This is a genomic window from Micromonospora rifamycinica (genome assembly GCF_900090265.1).
GTDB classification, from domain to species: Bacteria; Actinomycetota; Actinomycetes; order Mycobacteriales; family Micromonosporaceae; genus Micromonospora; species Micromonospora rifamycinica.
In genome coordinates this window covers 5,570,594-5,586,723 of record NZ_LT607752.1, presented here as the reverse complement: position 1 = coordinate 5,586,723, position 16,130 = coordinate 5,570,594, and the positions used below count along the sequence as shown (strand labels likewise).

Genomic DNA, 16,130 nt, shown 5'->3' with positions numbered 1-16,130 from the left:
CAGCGTCATACCTGACTCGGAGGCAGACCTGTCAGGGTCACCCCGCGCGGCGGAGTGGCCAGGGTCGTCCCCGCACCTGGCGGCCCGTTTCGCCTACGGACGGACGATCACCACCACCCGCCTCGACGGCACGCCGCACCCCGCCGACCCTCAGGCGGCCAGGCCGAGGCCCGCCCCGGCGGCCGGCGCGGACACCGAACCGGGCACGCCCACCGGGCCGACTACGGCCAGGGTGGGGCGGCCGGGGATCAGGCGGGGCGGGAGCAGGTGCACGGCCGACTCGGCGGTCCGGGCCAGCAACCGGCGGTCCGCGCCGGGGGCGGGGTGCAGGGCGGCGGTCACCGCGACGTCGACCACCAGGTCCCGGGCGGCCAGCACCCGCCGTACCGAGCGCCACAGGGTCTCGTCGCCGAGGAAGGCGGCGGTGGTGGTCGTCGCCCCGGTGGTAGCAGAGCGGTAGCTGATCCGCAGCGGCACCACCGGTGCCCCGGCGTCGATCGCCGCCTGGAAGACCGCCGGGCGGAACCCCCGGCGCGGCCGGCAGTCGGCCGACGGCGCGACGCCGCACCAGGTCGTACCCTCGGGGAAGACGGCGACCGGGTGACCGGCCCGCAGGGTGGCCGCGATCCGGGCCACCGTGTGCGGCAGCTCCCGGGGCCGCGACCGGTCGACGAAGAGCGCGCCGCCGGCACGGGCCAGCAGCCCCAGCACCGGCCAGCGCCGGACCTCCCGCTTGGCCAGCAGCCGGGCCGGCGCGACCGCCAGCACCGCGAGGATGTCCAGCCAGGAGACGTGGTTGGCGACCAGCAGCGCCCGTCGCCGGGGCAGCCGCCCGCGCACCGCCAGCCGCACCCCGAGCGCCCCGGCGGTCCCCCGCGCCCAGCTCCGGACCACCGCCGCCCGCTCCGCCGCCGGCAGCACCGGCAGCAGGACGACCACGCCGGCCCCGACCAGCACCATGCCGAGCACCCCCAGCAACCGGGCCACCCGGCGGGCCGGCGACACCTGCGCCCGCCGGACCCCGGGCAGGCAGGCCGGGCCACAGCCGGCGGTCGGCCGCCACAACTCGGCGCTCACCGCGCCGCCCCGCCCAGGAAGTGCCGCAGGTAGCGCGGGTTCATCCGGTCCAGCGAGAAGAGCACGTAGAAGTCCGCGCAGCGGAAATCCGGGTCGTACGCCGGCTCACCGGCGATCCACGCGCCCAGCCGCAGGTAACCGCGCAGCAGGGACGGGATCCGCGCCCGACCGGCGGAATCCCCGACGGCGGTCTCCGCAGCCGCCGCGCCCGGCTCGGCGAACCAGGGCCGCAGCGGGCGGACCCGCAGCAACGGCGGCGCGAGCTGCCCGGCCCGGGCCAGCGCCCACGCCTCGGCGGCGGCCCGGCCGCCGTCGTCGACCGGCACCGAGGCGCAGCCGCCGAGCCAGTTGGAGCCGCGCAGGTGCAGGTAGCGGGTCAGCCCGGCCCACATCAGGTTGATCACCGCGCCGGAGCGGTGGTCCGGGTGGACGCAGGAGCGACCCGTCTCGACCAGCAGGTCGCGCAGCGGGTCCAGCGCGGTCAGGTCGAACTCACCGGCGGCGTACCGGCGGTCGGTCCGGCCCGGTGGCAGCAGCCGGTAGGTGCCGACCACCGCGCCGGTGCGCTCCTCCCGGACGATCAGGTGGTCGCAGTGGACGTCGAGGTCGTCGGCGTCGAGTCCGGCGACGCCCGGGCGCAGGGTCGCGCCGAGTTCGGTGGCGAACACCTCGTGGCGCAGGCGTTGCGCGGCCGCGACCTGGGTCGGGTCGTCGGCGATCAGCAGGGTGTATCCACTGGTCGTCAGGGGTGCGCCAGCGGCATGCAGAACAGCCATGGGACCTGTGTAGGTGCCCCGGGTTGCCGGGTGCCCGGGGACGGGTGTCGATCCGGTGAACGCCGGTCGGCGGACCGGCCCCCCACGGTGACCTGCGTGGGCACATGCGAGGCTGCCTGCGGGCGTCCGGCCGTCCCGGGGCCGGACGATGAGGCAGTGGAGGGGCGATGATCGTCGAATCCCGGTACAACGGGCCGCCCGGCTCGGGCAACGGCGGCTGGAGCGCCGGAGTCTTCGCCGGGGCGTACGACCCGGACCGGCCCGTCGAGGTGACGCTGCGTCGCCCGCCGCCGCTGGACACCCCGCTCACCCTCACCGACGGCGACGTGTACGACCCGGACGGGCAGCTGGTCGCCGAGGTGCGCCCGGCCGGCGACCCGCCCGCCCCGGTCCCCCCGGTCGACCCGGCGACCGCACGCGCCGCCTCGGCCGGCTACCCGGGCCTGCGCGACCACCCCTTCCCCGGCTGTTACGTCTGCGGCCCGGAGCACCCGGACGGCCTGCGGATCTTCCCCGGCCGGCTGCCGGACGGCCGGACGGCCGCGGCGTGGCGCACACCGCCGCGGGTGACCGCGCCGACGGTCTGGGCGGCGCTGGACTGCCCCGGCGGCTGGGCGGTGATCGCTCCCGGCCGGCCGTACGTGCTGGGCCGGATCGCGGTGACCCTCGACGTGCTGCCCGGGCCGGGTGAGGAGTGCGTGGTCACCGGGGCGGTGGTCAGCGCCGAGGGACGCCTGGCGGTGGTGCACACCAGCCTCCACGACGACGCCGGCCGGCTGCTCGGCCGGGCCCGCGCCACCTGGGTCGCGCTGCCGCCCACGCCTCGTCCCTGAGGACGACCCGCTCCTGCCTGAGGCGGAGTAGGACCTACCGACCGGGGCTGATGGCGTAACTTGACCTGACCAGCCAGGCTGGCAGCGGCGCGTTCCGCAACGGCGCCGCAGGATGCGGCGCGCGACGCGCCGCCGCACGGGAGGAGAACGATGTCCGACGGGCAGTGGAGCCCCAGCACCGGCCAGATCGTCGTGTCCGGGTTGACCAAGCAGTACAAGAACGTACGGGCGGTCGACAACCTGTCCTTCACGGTCGAGCCCGGTCGGGTGACCGGCTTCCTCGGCCCGAACGGGGCAGGCAAGACGACCACCCTGCGGATGCTGCTGAACCTGGTCACCCCGTCCGGTGGGACGGCGACCATCGGCGGCCGGCGGTACGCCGACCTGACCGACCCGCTGCGGCACGTGGGCGCGGTGCTGGAGGCGTCCAGCGCGCACAAGGGCCGTACCGGCATCAACCACCTGCGGGTGATCTGCGCGGCGGCCGGTCTGCCCAGGAGCCGGGCCGACGAGGCGTTGGCCCTGGTCGGGCTCACCCCGGCGGCGAAGCGCAAGTTCAAGGGCTACTCGCTGGGCATGAAGCAGCGGCTCGGTATCGCCGCCGCGATGCTCGGTGACCCCCGGGTGCTGATCCTCGACGAGCCGGCCAACGGTCTCGACCCGGAGGGCATCCGCTGGATGCGGGGCTTCCTCAAGGGGCTGGCCCACGAGGGGCGCACGGTGCTGGTCTCCAGCCACCTGCTCTCCGAGATGCAGCTCCTCGCCGACGACGTGGTGATCATCGCGGCCGGCAAGCTGATCCGGCAGGGGCCGGTGGAGCAGGTGCTCGGCTCGATGGCGCAGGGCGGCCGGGTGCGGGTACGCACTCCGCAGGCCGAGGAGTTGGCCGTGGCGCTGCGCGAGCAGTCCGCGACGGTGGAGACCGACGAGCACGGCGTGCTGCTGGTCAGCGGGCTGGAGGCCCCGGCGATCGGCCGGGCCGCGCTGGCCGCGAAGGTCGAGCTGCACGAACTGACCCCGGAACGGCCCGACCTGGAACGGGTCTTCCTGGAGCTGACGGCCGGGAAGGCGGGCATCCGATGAACCTGGTCCGATCCGAGCTGCTGAAGATCCGTACCACCAGCACCTGGTGGATCTTCGGGCTGATCACGCTGCCGTTGTGGGCGCTGACCGCCCTGATCAACTGGTTGCAGACCGACGCGCTGGCCAGCAACAACTTCGGTGACGTGCCGGCCGACCAGGCCGACCAGATCCAGGCCGCGCAGTCGGTGGACAGCCTCGCCGCCAACGTCTACACCAACGGGCAGTTCTTCGGTCTGATGATCGTGATGCTGCTCGGCATCATCGTGGTGACCAGCGAGTTCTTCCACCAGACGGTCACCACCACTTTCCTCACCGTGCCGCACCGCACCGCGGTGATGCTGGCCAAGCTGGCCGCCGCGGCCATTCTGGCCGTGCTGTTCTGGCTGGTCACCACCCTGTTCAACCTGCCCTTCGGTGCCCTGGTGATGAACAGCGTCGACCTGGGATCCCAGCTCGGCAGCGGCGCGGTCTGGCGGGCCACCGCGCTCAACGGCCTGGCCTACCTGCTCTGGTCGGTGCTCGGCGTCGGGATCGGGGTGCTGATCCGCAGCCAGATCGGCGCCACCGTCACCGGCATCCTGCTCTACCTGGGCGGCGCGGTCGGCGCGGCCATCGCGATCAGCATCCTGGCCGCCCGGTGGGGCGACTGGATCAACGACCTCCAGGTGCTGGTGCCGTCGCTGGCGTCGTCGCTGATGGTCAGCGGGACCGAGATCCCGGGCAACCCGCCGCGCTGGGCGGGTGCGGTGGTCCTGATCGGGTACGCGGTGGTGGCCGGCGCGATCGGCACGCTCACCATGCGGCGGCGGGACATCTCCTGACCCGACCCGCCCGCGGACCGTGCCGGCCCGGCGTGACGACTGTCGCGCCGGGCCGGCCGCTGTCCGGGGTGCCGCGGGTGTCCGGGGTGCCGCCGGCCGACCCGGCGCCGGTCCGGCATCCCGGACCCCGCTCCGCCCCGGAGTCGACAGGACACGAAGAGGTGATTGACTTCTGGCATCTTCTGTGAATCCGGCCACCCCATGGAGGTGGAAATGCCTACCGTAATCTCACGGCGTAGCCTGGGAGCCGTCCCCCGCCCACGCGCACTTCCGGACGACGGCGGACACCGCGTGACACACAAACCCGCGTGAAAGAGGCGATTACCGGCCGTGTCGACCCAGCAGACTTCGCAGGAGAACCCACTGGCGGGTTTCGGCCCGAACGAGTGGATCGTCGAGGAGATGTACCAGCGCTACCTCGCCGACCCATCGAGCGTCGACTCGGCCTGGCACGACTTCTTCGCCGACTACCGCCCCGGCACCACGACCCCGCGCCCGGCCGAGGGTAGGGGCACGCCGGCCGCCACACCGGAGCCGGCCGAGCCGCAGCAGCCGGCCGCCGCCCCGGAGCAGCCGGCCGCACCGGCGGCCGGCGCCAAGCCGACCGCGACCACGAAGGCGACCACGACCACGAAGGCCGCCCCGGCCAAGCCGGCCACCAGCGCGAAGCCCGCCGCGACCGCGAAGCCGGCCACGACCGCCAAGCCCGCCCCGGCCAAGCCTGCGGCGAAGGCCCCGACGGCCAGCGCCGCCGGCACCACGCCGCTGCGGGGGGTCGCCGCCCGGATCGTGCAGAACATGGACGCCTCGCTCTCGGTCCCGACCGCCACCAGCGTGCGCGCCGTCCCGGCCAAGCTGCTGGTCGACAACCGCATCGTGATCAACAACCACCTCGCCCGGGGGCGCGGCGGCAAGGTCAGCTTCACCCACCTGATCGGGTACGCGCTGATCCGGGCCGTGGTGGAGCACCCGGAGCTGAACAACTCCTTCGCCGAGGTCGACGGCAAGCCGGCGATGGTCCGCCCGGAGCACGTCAACCTGGGCATCGCCATCGACCTGACCAAGCCCGACGGCACCCGCAACCTGGTGGTGCCGTCCATCAAGGGCTGCGAGCAGATGGACTTCCGGCAGTTCTGGCAGGCGTACGAGGACGTGGTCCGGCGGGCCCGCCGTAACGAGCTGACCATGGAGGACTACGCCGGCACGACGATCTCGCTGACCAACCCGGGCGGCATCGGCACGGTCCACTCCATCCCCCGGCTGATGCAGGGGCAGAGCGCGATCATCGGGGTCGGCGCGATGGAGTACCCCGCGCCGTACCAGGGGATGAGCGAGGCGACCCTGGCCGAGCTGGCGGTCAGCAAGATCATCACACTGACCAGCACCTACGACCACCGGATCATCCAGGGCGCGCAGTCCGGCGAGTTCCTCAAGGTCATGCACGAGCTGATGCTCGGCGAGCGCGGCTTCTACGACCAGATCTTCACCTCGTTGCGCATCCCGTACGAGCCGGTGCGCTGGGTACGGGACGTGGCCGTCGACTCCGAGGGCCAGATCAACAAGACCGCGCGGGTGCACGAGCTGATCCACGCCTACCGGGTCCGGGGCCACCTGATGGCCGACACCGACCCGCTGGAGTTCGCCATCCGCAAGCACCCCGACCTGGACGTCCTCCAGCACGGGCTGACCCTGTGGGACCTGGACCGCACCTTCCCGGTCAACGGCTTCGCCGGCAAGCAGCGGATGAAGCTGCGCGAGATCCTCGGCGTGCTGCGCGACTCGTACTGCCGGCGGCTCGGCATCGAGTACATGCACATCCAGGACCCGGAGGAGCGCCGCTGGATCCAGGAGCGGATCGAGCGCCGCTACGAGAAGCCGGCCGCCGACGAGCAGAAGCACGTGCTCAACCGACTCAACGCCGCCGAGGCCTTCGAGACCTTCCTGCAGACCAAGTACGTCGGCCAGAAGCGGTTCTCGCTGGAGGGCGGCGAGTCGCTGATCCCGCTGCTCGGCGAGGTGCTGGAGGCGTCCGCCGAGGACGGGCTGGACGAGGTCGTCATCGGCATGGCCCACCGGGGCCGGCTCAACGTGCTGGCCAACATCGTCGGCAAGCCGTACGAGAAGATCTTCTCGGAGTTCGAGGGCCACCTCGACCCGCGCTCCACCCAGGGTTCCGGCGACGTGAAGTACCACCTCGGCCAGAACGGCAAGTTCACCACCCCGGGCGGCGACCACTCGGTCAAGGTCTCGGTGGTGGCGAACCCGTCGCACCTGGAGGCGGTGGACCCGGTGCTGGAGGGGATCGTCCGGGCCAAGCAGGACCGGATCGACCTCAAGCTGGAGGGCTACACCGTGCTGCCGCTGGCGGTGCACGGTGACGCCGCCTTCGCCGGCCAGGGCGTGGTCGCCGAGACGCTCAACCTCTCCCAGCTGCGCGGCTACCGCACCGGCGGCACCGTTCACGTGGTGGTCAACAACCAGGTCGGTTTCACCACCGCGCCCGAGTACAGCCGGTCCAGCCTCTACAGCACCGACGTGGCCCGGATGATCCAGGCACCGATCTTCCACGTCAACGGCGACGACCCGGAGACCGTCGTGCGGGTCGCCCGGCTGGCCTTCGAGTACCGGCAGGCGTTCAACAAGGACGTCGTGATCGACATGGTCTGCTACCGCCGGCGCGGGCACAACGAGGGCGACGACCCGTCGATGTCCAACCCCCAGATGTACAAGATCATTGACTCGAAGCGTTCGGTCCGCAAGCTCTACACCGAGGAGCTGATCGGCCGGGGCGACATCACCGTCGAGGACGCCGAGGAGCTGCTCCGCGACTACCAGGCGCAGCTGGAGCGGGTCTTCAAAGCCACCCGGGACGCCGCCACCACCCCCCGCCAGGTGAGCCGGCCGAGCCGCGAGGACCAGCCGGAGCCGCAGGTGGAGACCGCCACCGACGCCGCCGTGGTCAAGGCGATCGGCGAGGCGCACGTCAACCTGCCCGAGGGCTTCACCCCGCACAAGCGGATCCAGCAGTTGCTCGACCGGCGGGCCAAGATGTCCGTCGAGGGCAACATCGACTGGGGGTACGGCGAGATCATCGCGTTCGGCTCGCTGCTGCACGACGGGATCACCGTCCGGCTCGCCGGTCAGGACTCCCGCCGGGGCACCTTCGTCCAGCGGCACGCCTCGATCGTCGACGCGAAGACCGGCGAGGACCACCTCCCGCTCAAGTCGCTCACCGCCGACGGCGAGCGGTCCCGGTTCTTCGTGCACGACTCGCTGCTCAGCGAGTACGCCGCGATGGGCTTCGAGTACGGCTACTCGGTGGAGAACGTCAACGCGCTGGTCTGCTGGGAGGCCCAGTTCGGCGACTTCGTCAACGGCGCCCAGTCGGTGATCGACGAGTTCATCTCGTCCGGCGAGGTGAAGTGGGGCCAGCGCTCCGCGGTCACCCTGCTGCTGCCGCACGGCCACGAGGGACAGGGTCCGGACCACACCTCCGGCCGCCCCGAGCGGTTCCTCCAGATGTGCGCCGAGGACAACATGCGGGTGGCCATCCCGACCACCCCGGCCAACTACTTCCACCTGCTGCGTCGCCAGGCCCTGTCGCCGAAGCGCAAGCCACTGGTGGTCTTCACGCCGAAGTCGCTGCTGCGGCACAAGCTCTGCGTCAGCCCGGTGGAGGACTTCACCACCGGCACCTTCGCCCCGGTGCTCGCCGACACCGCCGCGCCCGCGCCCGAGCAGGTCAAGCGGGTGCTGCTCTGCTCCGGCAAGGTCTACTACGACCTCTTCCAGGCTCGGCAGGAGCGGGGGGTCACCGACACCGCGATCGTCCGGCTCGAACAGCTCTACCCGCTGCCGGTGCAGGAGATCCGGGCCGCGCTGGCGGCGTACCCCAACGCGGAGGACTTCGCCTGGGTGCAGGAGGAGCCGGCCAACCAGGGGGCGTGGAGCTTCGTCGCGCTCAACCTGCTGGAGCACCTGGCCGACGTCCGGCTGCGCCGCATCTCCCGGCCCGCCGCCGCCGCCCCGGCGGTCGGCTCGGCCAAGATGCACGAGGTGGAGCAGACCGCGCTGATCGACGCCGCCCTCCCCCGCCCCTGACCGCGACCGTCCCGACTCGATCCACCCGGCCCGCGCCCCTCCCCGGGGGCGCGGGCCGTCCCGTGCCGCCCCACCCTGGCCTGGCCGCACCGCCCTGCCCGCACCACCCCGCCCTGGCCGCACCGCCCCACACCGCCCTGTCCTGCCCTGCACCGCCGCACCGCACCACCCCGCACCGCACCACCCTGCACCGCCGCACCGCACCGGCACACCGCCGCACTGCCGCACCGCCCCACACCGCCCTGTCCTGCCCTGCACCGCCGCACCGCACCACCCCGCACCGCACCACCCCGCACCGGCACACCGCCGCACTGCCGCACCGCACCGCACCGCACCGCACCGCACCGCACCGCACCGGGCGAGGCTCCCCCGTGGGGCGGTCGGCACGGACCACAGTTTCGGGGAGAGTTGTTGTCGCCCCAGCGACAACAACTCTCCCCGAAAGGGCCGAACCCGCTGCGCGGTGGACGTGGCGGGTGGTGCAGGGTGACCGCTCGGGATTGCTTCGCCACCCGGGTGGCGAAGCAATCCCGAGCGGGAGGGATCATGTCCATTTCCGGGTTGGCCCGAGGCCCGGAACTCAGCAGTGAGGAGGCACGATGTACTTCACCGATCGTGGGATCGAGGAACTGGTGCAGCGGCGGGGTGACGAGCAGGTCACCCTGGAGTGGCTCGGCGAGCGGCTGCGCGACTTCGTCGACCTCAACCCCGAGTTCGAGACGCCGGTCGAGCGTTTCGCCACCTGGCTGGCCCGCCTCGACGACCTCGACGAGGACTGATCCCGGCCGGGCGTACCGTCGGCCGGGACCGCCCACGGCCTACCGCCCAGCACCGCCCACGGCCTACCCACCGCCCGGTACCGCCCACGGCCCGGCACCGCCCACCGCGTACCGTCGGCCGGGACCGCCCACGGCGTACCCACCGCCCGGTACCGCCCACGGCCCGGCACCGCCCACCGCGTACCGTCGGCCGGGACCGCCCACGGCGTACCGTCGGGCGTACCGCCGGCCGGGACCGCCCACGGCCTACCCAGCGGCCGGGACCGCCCACGGAAACCCCCCGACGGGTCAGCCGCTGCGGACGGCCGGTTCCAGGCCGGTGCGACGGAGCTTCTGCCAGCCCAGCCGGCCCCCGGTCACCGCGGTGACCACCGACTGGACCAGCACCAGGTACATCAGCTGCCGGTAGACGAACTGTTGCAGGGGCAGCACCCAGAGCACCCCCAGCTTCTCCCGGTCCAGCCGGAACGCCACCACGGCGGTGGCGGTCTGCACCCCGAGCATGGCCAGCCAGGCCACCGCCGTGGCCTTACGGTCGAGGAAGAACAGGCCGTACAGGGCCAGCAGGTCGATCACCGGCGCGAGCAGGGGCAGCAGCACCCCGAAGAGGCTGAGGAAGAACATGCACCGCCGGGTGAACCGGCCGGACGCACCCCGGTCGAACACCGAGCGGCGGTGCTTCCACATCGCCTGCATGGTGCCGTAGCTCCACCGGTAGCGCTGCTTCCAGAGCTGACCGATGGTCGCCGGGGCCTCCGTCCAGGCGCGGGCGGTCTCCTCGTAGACCACCTTCCAGCCGGCCCGGCCCAGGGCGATGGTGATGTCGGTGTCCTCGGCCAGGGTGTCGTCGGTCATCCCCCCGGCGTAGCGCAGCGCCTCCCGCCGGAACCCGCCGATCGCGCCCGGCACCGTCGACATGCAGCGCAGCGTCTCGTAGAGCCGCCGGTCCAGGTTGAACCCGATGACGTACTCGATGTGCTGCCACTTGGCGATCAGGCTGCGCCGGTTGCCGACCTTGACGTTGCCGGCCACCGCGCCCACCTGTGGGTCGGCGAAGGGCTGCACCAGCCGGCGGACCGCGTCGGGCTCGAAGACGGTGTCCCCGTCGACCATCACGACCAGGTCGTGGCGGGCCAGCGCCAGACCGGTGTTCAGGGCGCTGGGCTTGCCGCCGTTGGGCTTGCGGACGACCCGGACGTTGGGCAGGCCGAGCGCGTCCACGATGTCGGCGGTGCCGTCGGTGGAGCCGTCGTCGACGACGACCACCTCGATCCCGCCCGGGTGGTCGCCACCGGCCAGCGAGCGGACCGCGGCGGCGATCCCCTCCTTCTCGTTGTAGGCCGGGACGATCACCGAGACCGGGGCGGTGACCGGTGGCCCCCAGCTCCAGTCCCTGCGCCGTCGACGGCGGGCGTGCCGCCCGGCCAGCACGAACAGCACGAACGTACGGCCGACGGTGAGCAGGCCGACGACGACGAAGAGCCCGCCGAACACGGTCAGCATGTCGTCGGCGCCCTGCACCGCCCAGATCAGCATCCGGCCGCGCCACCGGTCGGCGGCGGAGGCGGGCACGGCGGCGTCCACCCGGTGGTCCACCCCGGCGGCGGCGAAGGCGAGGTTCAGCCCCTCCGTGGCGGTGACGAACCGGTATCCCCGCTGCTTCATCATCGGGATGAACCGGTCGAGGGCGGCGACGGTCTGTGAGCGGTCGCCACCGGCGTCGTGCCAGAGGGTGACCGCGCCGGAGTCGCCCTCCGGGGCGGCGTTCTCGATGATCCGGTCCACCCCGGGCAGCGACCAGTCCTGGCTGTCGGTGTCGTTGAGGAACGTCAGGTAGCCCAGGTCACCGGCGGCGGTGAGCACCGGCCAGTCCCGGTTGTCGATCGCCCCCGGGTGCGAGGAGTAGGGGAACCGCACCAGCGAGGTCCGCAGGCCGGTGGCGCTGGCCACGGCGAGCTGGGTCTGGGCGTACTCCAGCCGCTGCCGCCATCCGGGCAGCTCGGCGAGGTCGGGGTGGGTGAAGGTGTGCACACCGAGCTGGTGCCCGCCGTCGGCCAGTTCCCGGGCCACCCCGGGGTGCCGGGCGACCTGCGACCCCAGCACGAAGAACGTCCCCTTGACCTGGTGGGTGTCCAGGACCCGCAGCACCTCGCGGGTCCAGACCGGGTCGGGGCCGTCGTCGAAGGTCAACGCGATGGTGCGCGGCGGCAGCCGGTAGGAGCGGACCATCTCGCTGCTGGCGCTGATGATCGGCCCCCCGGTCACCACCGAGGTGGGCACCTCCCGCTGCCCGCCGGTGCTCTGCCGGCGGTCCGGAGCGAAGGACGCGTTGGCGTACGCGCCGACGAGCAGCACGCCGGCCAGCAGCGACAGCACCGTGCCGAGCAGGATCCAGCTCGGTGGTGGCACCGCCCGGCGGCGGCGGGCCGACCCGACCACGCGGCGGCGGGCCGCCCGGACGGGCGCCTCACCCATCGACGCGTCCGCCGTCGCCCGCGCCGGGCACCGGGTCGGGCAGGGTCGGCGGCTCGTCCGTCGGCTCCGGTGCCGGCGGCGTCGTGGTCGTCGGGACGGGCCGGGTCGGCCGGGGCGAGGCCGATCCGGTGGCCGGGCTGCGGCTCGGCGACCGGCTGGCGCTCGGGGACGGCGACGGGGTGCCGGTGGAGCGGACCGTGGACGGGGTGACCGGGACGGCGGCCGGGGTGCCCACCCCCGGCGTCCGGGAGGCGACGGTCGGCGGCGCGACGGCGGTGGCGGCGGGAGTGGTGGCGGGAGCGCGGGTGGTCGCCTCGGCCGACGGTGCCGGCGACCGTTCGGGCTGCGCCACCTCGTCGACGAAGGGGAGCACCGCGTGCGGCGCGATGCCGCCCGCGAAGCTGACGCCCACCAGCCCGGTGTAGATCAGGCCCACCAGCCCGAGGGCGTACGCGAACCAGCGCAGCCGGGAGTGGCGTCGGCCGCTGGGGTCGACGAAGACCGGGGTCGGTGGGGTGACGGCGGCGATCGTCGCGGTGGGGCCGTCGGCGCGGCTGATCACCACGGTCGGCCCATCGAATTCCGTCACGCCGTCGATACAATGTGGATCAGCAGCAGACTGACCGCCGATTGCACCTGCCGGCTTCGATTTCCCGGAGTGTGCATTTTTCCTGCTCAGACGGTCGGCAGCCATGGGATGCGAGTCTAGGCACGAGGATCACTCAGCTCCTAGCCCGTCCCACTAATGAGACTCGGGTCGCACTGGCGGACGCTCGCCGTCGCGCTGACGCACACCGGACCGGCACCGTCGGGTCGCACCGGACCGGCACCGTCTGGCCCGCACCGGGCCGGCACCGTCGGGCCGGGCCGGTTCGGGGCGAAGGTCCCGGGCGGGGCGCGACCTGATCTTCTAGGGTGGGGGCGTGGCCCGCAGCGTCTACCTGACCAGCGTGGGGTCCGGCGGGGGTAAGTCGACCATCGCCCTCGGCCTCGCGGAACTCCTCTCCCGGCAGGTCGAACGGATCGGCGTGTTCCGGCCGCTGGTCTCCGACACCGGCCCCGACCCGATCCTCGCCCTGCTGCACGACCGCTACCGGATCGAGCTGCCCGAGGCCGACCTGACCGGCGTGACGTACGCCGAGGCGGCGGCCCTGGTAGCCGACGGACGACGGGAGGAGCTGATCTCCCGGATCGTCGAGCGGTACCGGGCGGTGGAACGACGCTGCCCGGCGGTGATCGTGGTGGGCAGCGACTTCACCGACGGCGGGGACACCGCCGGCCCCCGGGAGCTGGCCTTCAACGCCCGGCTGGCCACCGAGTTCGGCAGCGTGGTGGTGCCGGTGGTGGACGGCTTCGGGCAACAGCCGGAGGCCGTCACGGCGGCGGCACGCGGGGCGTACCACGATCTGGCCGACCTGGGCGCGACGGTGCTGGCGGTGATCGCCAACCGGGTGACCGGGGCGCTGACCCTGCCGGAGCTGCCGGTCCCCGCGTACGCCATCCCGGAGGTGCCGAGCGTGTCCGCGCCGACGGTGGCCGAGGTGGCGGCGGCCCTCGACGCCACCCTGCTCGCCGGGGACGACGCCGCCCTCGGCCGGGACGTGCTCGACTACGTGGTCGGCGCGGCACACGTGCCGATCCTGCTCGACCACCTGACCGAGGGGGCGCTGGTGATCACCCCTGGCGACCGGGCCGACCTGCTGGTCGCGGCGAGCACCGCGCACGTCGCCGGTCAGGTCTCGCTGGCCGGGGTGGTGCTCACCCTCGGCGAGCAGCCCGACCCCCGGGTCATGCGCCTGGTCGAACGGCTCAACACCGGCTTCGCCGTGCTCTCGGTGACCAGCGACAGCTACGCCACGGTCGAGGCGTCCAGCCACATCGAGGGCCGGCCCGGCCCGGCCAACCCGCGCAAGGTGGAGGCCGCCCTCGGCGCGTTCGAGGGTCACGTGGACACCGTCGACCTGGCCCGCCGGCTGCGGGTCAGCCGCTCCGAGCGGGTCACCCCGCTGATGTTCGAGTACGACCTGATCGACCGGGCCCGCGCCGACCGCCGCCGGCTTGTGCTGCCGGAGGGCACCGACGAGCGCATCCTGCGGGCGACCGAGATCCTGCTCCGCCGGGGGGTGGCCGACCTGATCCTGCTCGGCCGCCCGGACGACGTGGCCCGCCGCACCCGTGAGCTGGGCATCGACCTGACCGGCGCGCAGGTGGTCGACCCGGCCGGCAGCGCCTGGCGGGACGAGTTCGCCATCCGGTACGCGGCGCTGCGCGCCCACCGGGGCGTCACCGCCGAGATCGCGCACGACATCGTGGCCCAGCCCAACTACTTCGGCACCATGATGGTGGCCACCGGGCACGCCGACGGGATGGTCTCCGGGGCCACCCACACCACCGCCGCCACCATCCGCCCCGCCTTCGAGATCATCCGTACCGTGCCGGGCGTCTCGGTGGCGTCGAGCGTCTTCTTCATGCTGCTCGCCGACCGGGTGCTCGTCTACGGCGACTGCGCGGTCAACCCCGACCCGGACGCTGCCCAGCTCGCCGACATCGCCATCTCCTCGGCCGACACGGCGGCCCGGTTCGGCATCGAACCCCGGGTGGCGATGCTGTCGTACTCGACCGGGGACTCCGGCGCGGGAGCCGACGTGGAGAAGGTCGCCGCCGCCACCAGGCTGGTCCGCGAGCGCCGGCCCGACCTGCTGGTCGAGGGGCCGATCCAGTACGACGCGGCGATCGATCCGCAGGTCGCGGCGACGAAGCTACCGCAGAGCACGGTCGCCGGCCGGGCCACCGTGTTCGTCTTCCCGGACCTCAACACCGGCAACAACACCTACAAGGCGGTGCAGCGGTCGGCGGGGGCGGTGGCCGTCGGGCCGGTGATGCAGGGCCTGCGCCGGCCGGTCAACGACCTGTCCCGGGGCGCGAAGGTCGCCGACATCGTCAACACGGTGGCGATCACCGCCATCCAGGCGGCCGGATCGCCGGAGGAGGGGTCGTGACCGACCGGGTGCTGGTGCTCAACTGCGGATCGTCGTCGGTCAAGTACCGGCTCTACGCCGGAGGGTCGACCGTCGACTCCGGCACCGTCGAGCGGGTCGGTGAGCCGGGCCGGGGACCGGCCGACCACGCCACCGCCGTCCGGGACGTCCTCGGCCGGCTCGACCTGACCGGGCTGACCGCCGTGGGGCACCGGGTGGTGCACGGCGGCCGGCGGTTCAGCGCGCCGGTCCGGATCGACGACGCGGTCTTCGCCGCCATCGGGGAGCTGGTGCCGCTGGCCCCGCTGCACAACCCGGCCAACCTGGCCGGCATCGAGGTCACCCGGGAACTGCTGCCGGACGTCGCCCAGGTGGCGGTCTTCGACACCGCGTTCCACCACACCCTGCCCGAGGCCGCCGCCACCTACGCCATCGACCTGGAGACCGCCCGCCGCCACGACATCCGGCGGTACGGCTTCCACGGCACCTCCCACGGGTACGTGTCGCGGCGCACCGCCGAGCTGCTCGACCGGCCGTACCACCGGCTGCGCACGATCAGCCTGCACCTGGGCAACGGGGCGAGCGCCTGCGCGGTGGACGGTGGCCGCAGCGTGGCCACCTCGATGGGGATGTCGCCGCTGGAGGGGCTGGTGATGGGCACCCGCAGCGGGGACCTCGACCCGACGGTGATCTTCCACCTGCGCCGCGAGGGCGGGCTGGGCGTCGACGAGATCGACGACCTGCTCAACCACCGCAGCGGGCTGCTCGGGCTGACCGGGGCCAACGACATGCGGGAGGTGCAGTCCCGCCGGGCCGCCGGGGATCCCGCCGCCGTCCTCGCCTTCGACGTCTACTGCCGGCGGATCACCGGCTACGTCGGGGCGTACCACGCGCTGCTGGGCGGGGCGGACGCGATCACCTTCACCGCCGGGGTGGGTGAGCACTCCCCCGAGGTGCGGGCCGCCGCCCTGGCCGGGCTGGACCGGCTCGGCATCGCCGTCGACCCGGAGCGCAACGCCGGCACCGGCGACCGGGTGATCTCCCCGGCCGGCGCGGCGGTCAGCGTCTGCGTGGTCGGCACCGACGAGGAACGGGAGATCGCCCGGCAGGCCCGTGCGGTGCTGTCCGGCGGGGACTGACCGGTGGAGGCGGACCGACCGGGGTGGTGACCACCACCGGTCCGGACGGCCGGGCCGGGACGGGCCAC

At 73.4% G+C, this 16,130-nt stretch carries 11 protein-coding genes; 7 read left to right on the top strand and 4 right to left on the bottom strand.

Annotation, left to right across the window (positions count from 1 at the left end):
• Positions 1–150 precede the first annotated feature (150 nt).
• Together GA0070623_RS23545 and GA0070623_RS23540 are read right to left on the bottom strand one after the other, a co-directional pair.
• The gene (locus GA0070623_RS23545) at positions 151–1,077 is read right to left on the bottom strand and encodes a lysophospholipid acyltransferase family protein (RefSeq protein ID WP_067312671.1); all 927 of its coding nucleotides are present in this window, start codon (positions 1,075–1,077) and stop codon (positions 151–153) included.
• Positions 1,074–1,853 (bottom strand): GNAT family N-acetyltransferase, encoded by a 780-nt coding sequence (locus tag GA0070623_RS23540; protein ID WP_067312673.1) that lies wholly within the window; start codon positions 1,851–1,853, stop codon positions 1,074–1,076. The genes GA0070623_RS23545 and GA0070623_RS23540 overlap by 4 nt, the downstream gene beginning before the upstream one ends.
• Positions 1,854–2,020: 167 nt before the next feature.
• On the opposite strand from GA0070623_RS23540, the gene GA0070623_RS23535 reads away from it, so the two are divergent.
• From GA0070623_RS23535 to GA0070623_RS23515, 5 genes are all read left to right on the top strand, one after another.
• Positions 2,021–2,686 carry a PaaI family thioesterase gene (locus GA0070623_RS23535; protein ID WP_067312675.1) on the top strand — a complete coding sequence of 222 codons (666 nt, stop codon included), beginning with the start codon at positions 2,021–2,023 and terminating at the stop codon, positions 2,684–2,686.
• A 150-nt stretch (positions 2,687–2,836) separates the two neighbouring features.
• Complete coding sequence (locus GA0070623_RS23530) at positions 2,837–3,769, top strand: ABC transporter ATP-binding protein (protein ID WP_067312677.1); 933 nt, start codon at positions 2,837–2,839, stop codon at positions 3,767–3,769.
• Positions 3,766–4,590, top strand: a complete 825-nt coding sequence (locus tag GA0070623_RS23525) for an ABC transporter permease (RefSeq protein WP_067312679.1) — start codon at positions 3,766–3,768, stop codon at positions 4,588–4,590. Before GA0070623_RS23530 ends, GA0070623_RS23525 begins: the two co-directional genes overlap by 4 nt.
• 330 nt (positions 4,591–4,920) lie before the next feature.
• On the top strand, positions 4,921–8,691 hold the full coding sequence (locus GA0070623_RS23520) for a multifunctional oxoglutarate decarboxylase/oxoglutarate dehydrogenase thiamine pyrophosphate-binding subunit/dihydrolipoyllysine-residue succinyltransferase subunit (RefSeq protein WP_067312681.1): 3,771 nt from the start codon (positions 4,921–4,923) through the stop codon (positions 8,689–8,691).
• A 599-nt stretch (positions 8,692–9,290) separates the two neighbouring features.
• Positions 9,291–9,470 (top strand): DUF6104 family protein, encoded by a 180-nt coding sequence (locus GA0070623_RS23515; RefSeq protein ID WP_088645992.1) that lies wholly within the window; start codon positions 9,291–9,293, stop codon positions 9,468–9,470.
• Positions 9,471–9,758: 288 nt separating this feature from the next.
• Here GA0070623_RS23515 and GA0070623_RS23505 read toward each other — a convergent pair whose 3' ends face one another.
• Both GA0070623_RS23505 and GA0070623_RS23500 read right to left on the bottom strand, forming a co-directional pair.
• Complete coding sequence (locus tag GA0070623_RS23505) at positions 9,759–11,945, bottom strand: bifunctional polysaccharide deacetylase/glycosyltransferase family 2 protein (protein ID WP_067311976.1); 2,187 nt, start codon at positions 11,943–11,945, stop codon at positions 9,759–9,761.
• Positions 11,938–12,534: a hypothetical protein gene (locus tag GA0070623_RS23500; protein WP_067311973.1), complete on the bottom strand. Its 597-nt coding sequence runs from the start codon at positions 12,532–12,534 to the stop codon at positions 11,938–11,940. The genes GA0070623_RS23505 and GA0070623_RS23500 overlap by 8 nt, the downstream gene beginning before the upstream one ends.
• Before the next feature lie 334 nt (positions 12,535–12,868).
• On the opposite strand from GA0070623_RS23500, the gene pta reads away from it, so the two are divergent.
• The gene (pta, locus tag GA0070623_RS23495; RefSeq protein WP_067311970.1) at positions 12,869–14,944 is read left to right on the top strand and encodes a phosphate acetyltransferase; all 2,076 of its coding nucleotides are present in this window, start codon (positions 12,869–12,871) and stop codon (positions 14,942–14,944) included.
• Positions 14,941–16,062, top strand: a complete 1,122-nt coding sequence (locus GA0070623_RS23490; protein ID WP_067311967.1) for an acetate/propionate family kinase — start codon at positions 14,941–14,943, stop codon at positions 16,060–16,062. The genes pta and GA0070623_RS23490 overlap by 4 nt, the downstream gene beginning before the upstream one ends.
• Positions 16,063–16,130 lie beyond the last annotated feature (68 nt).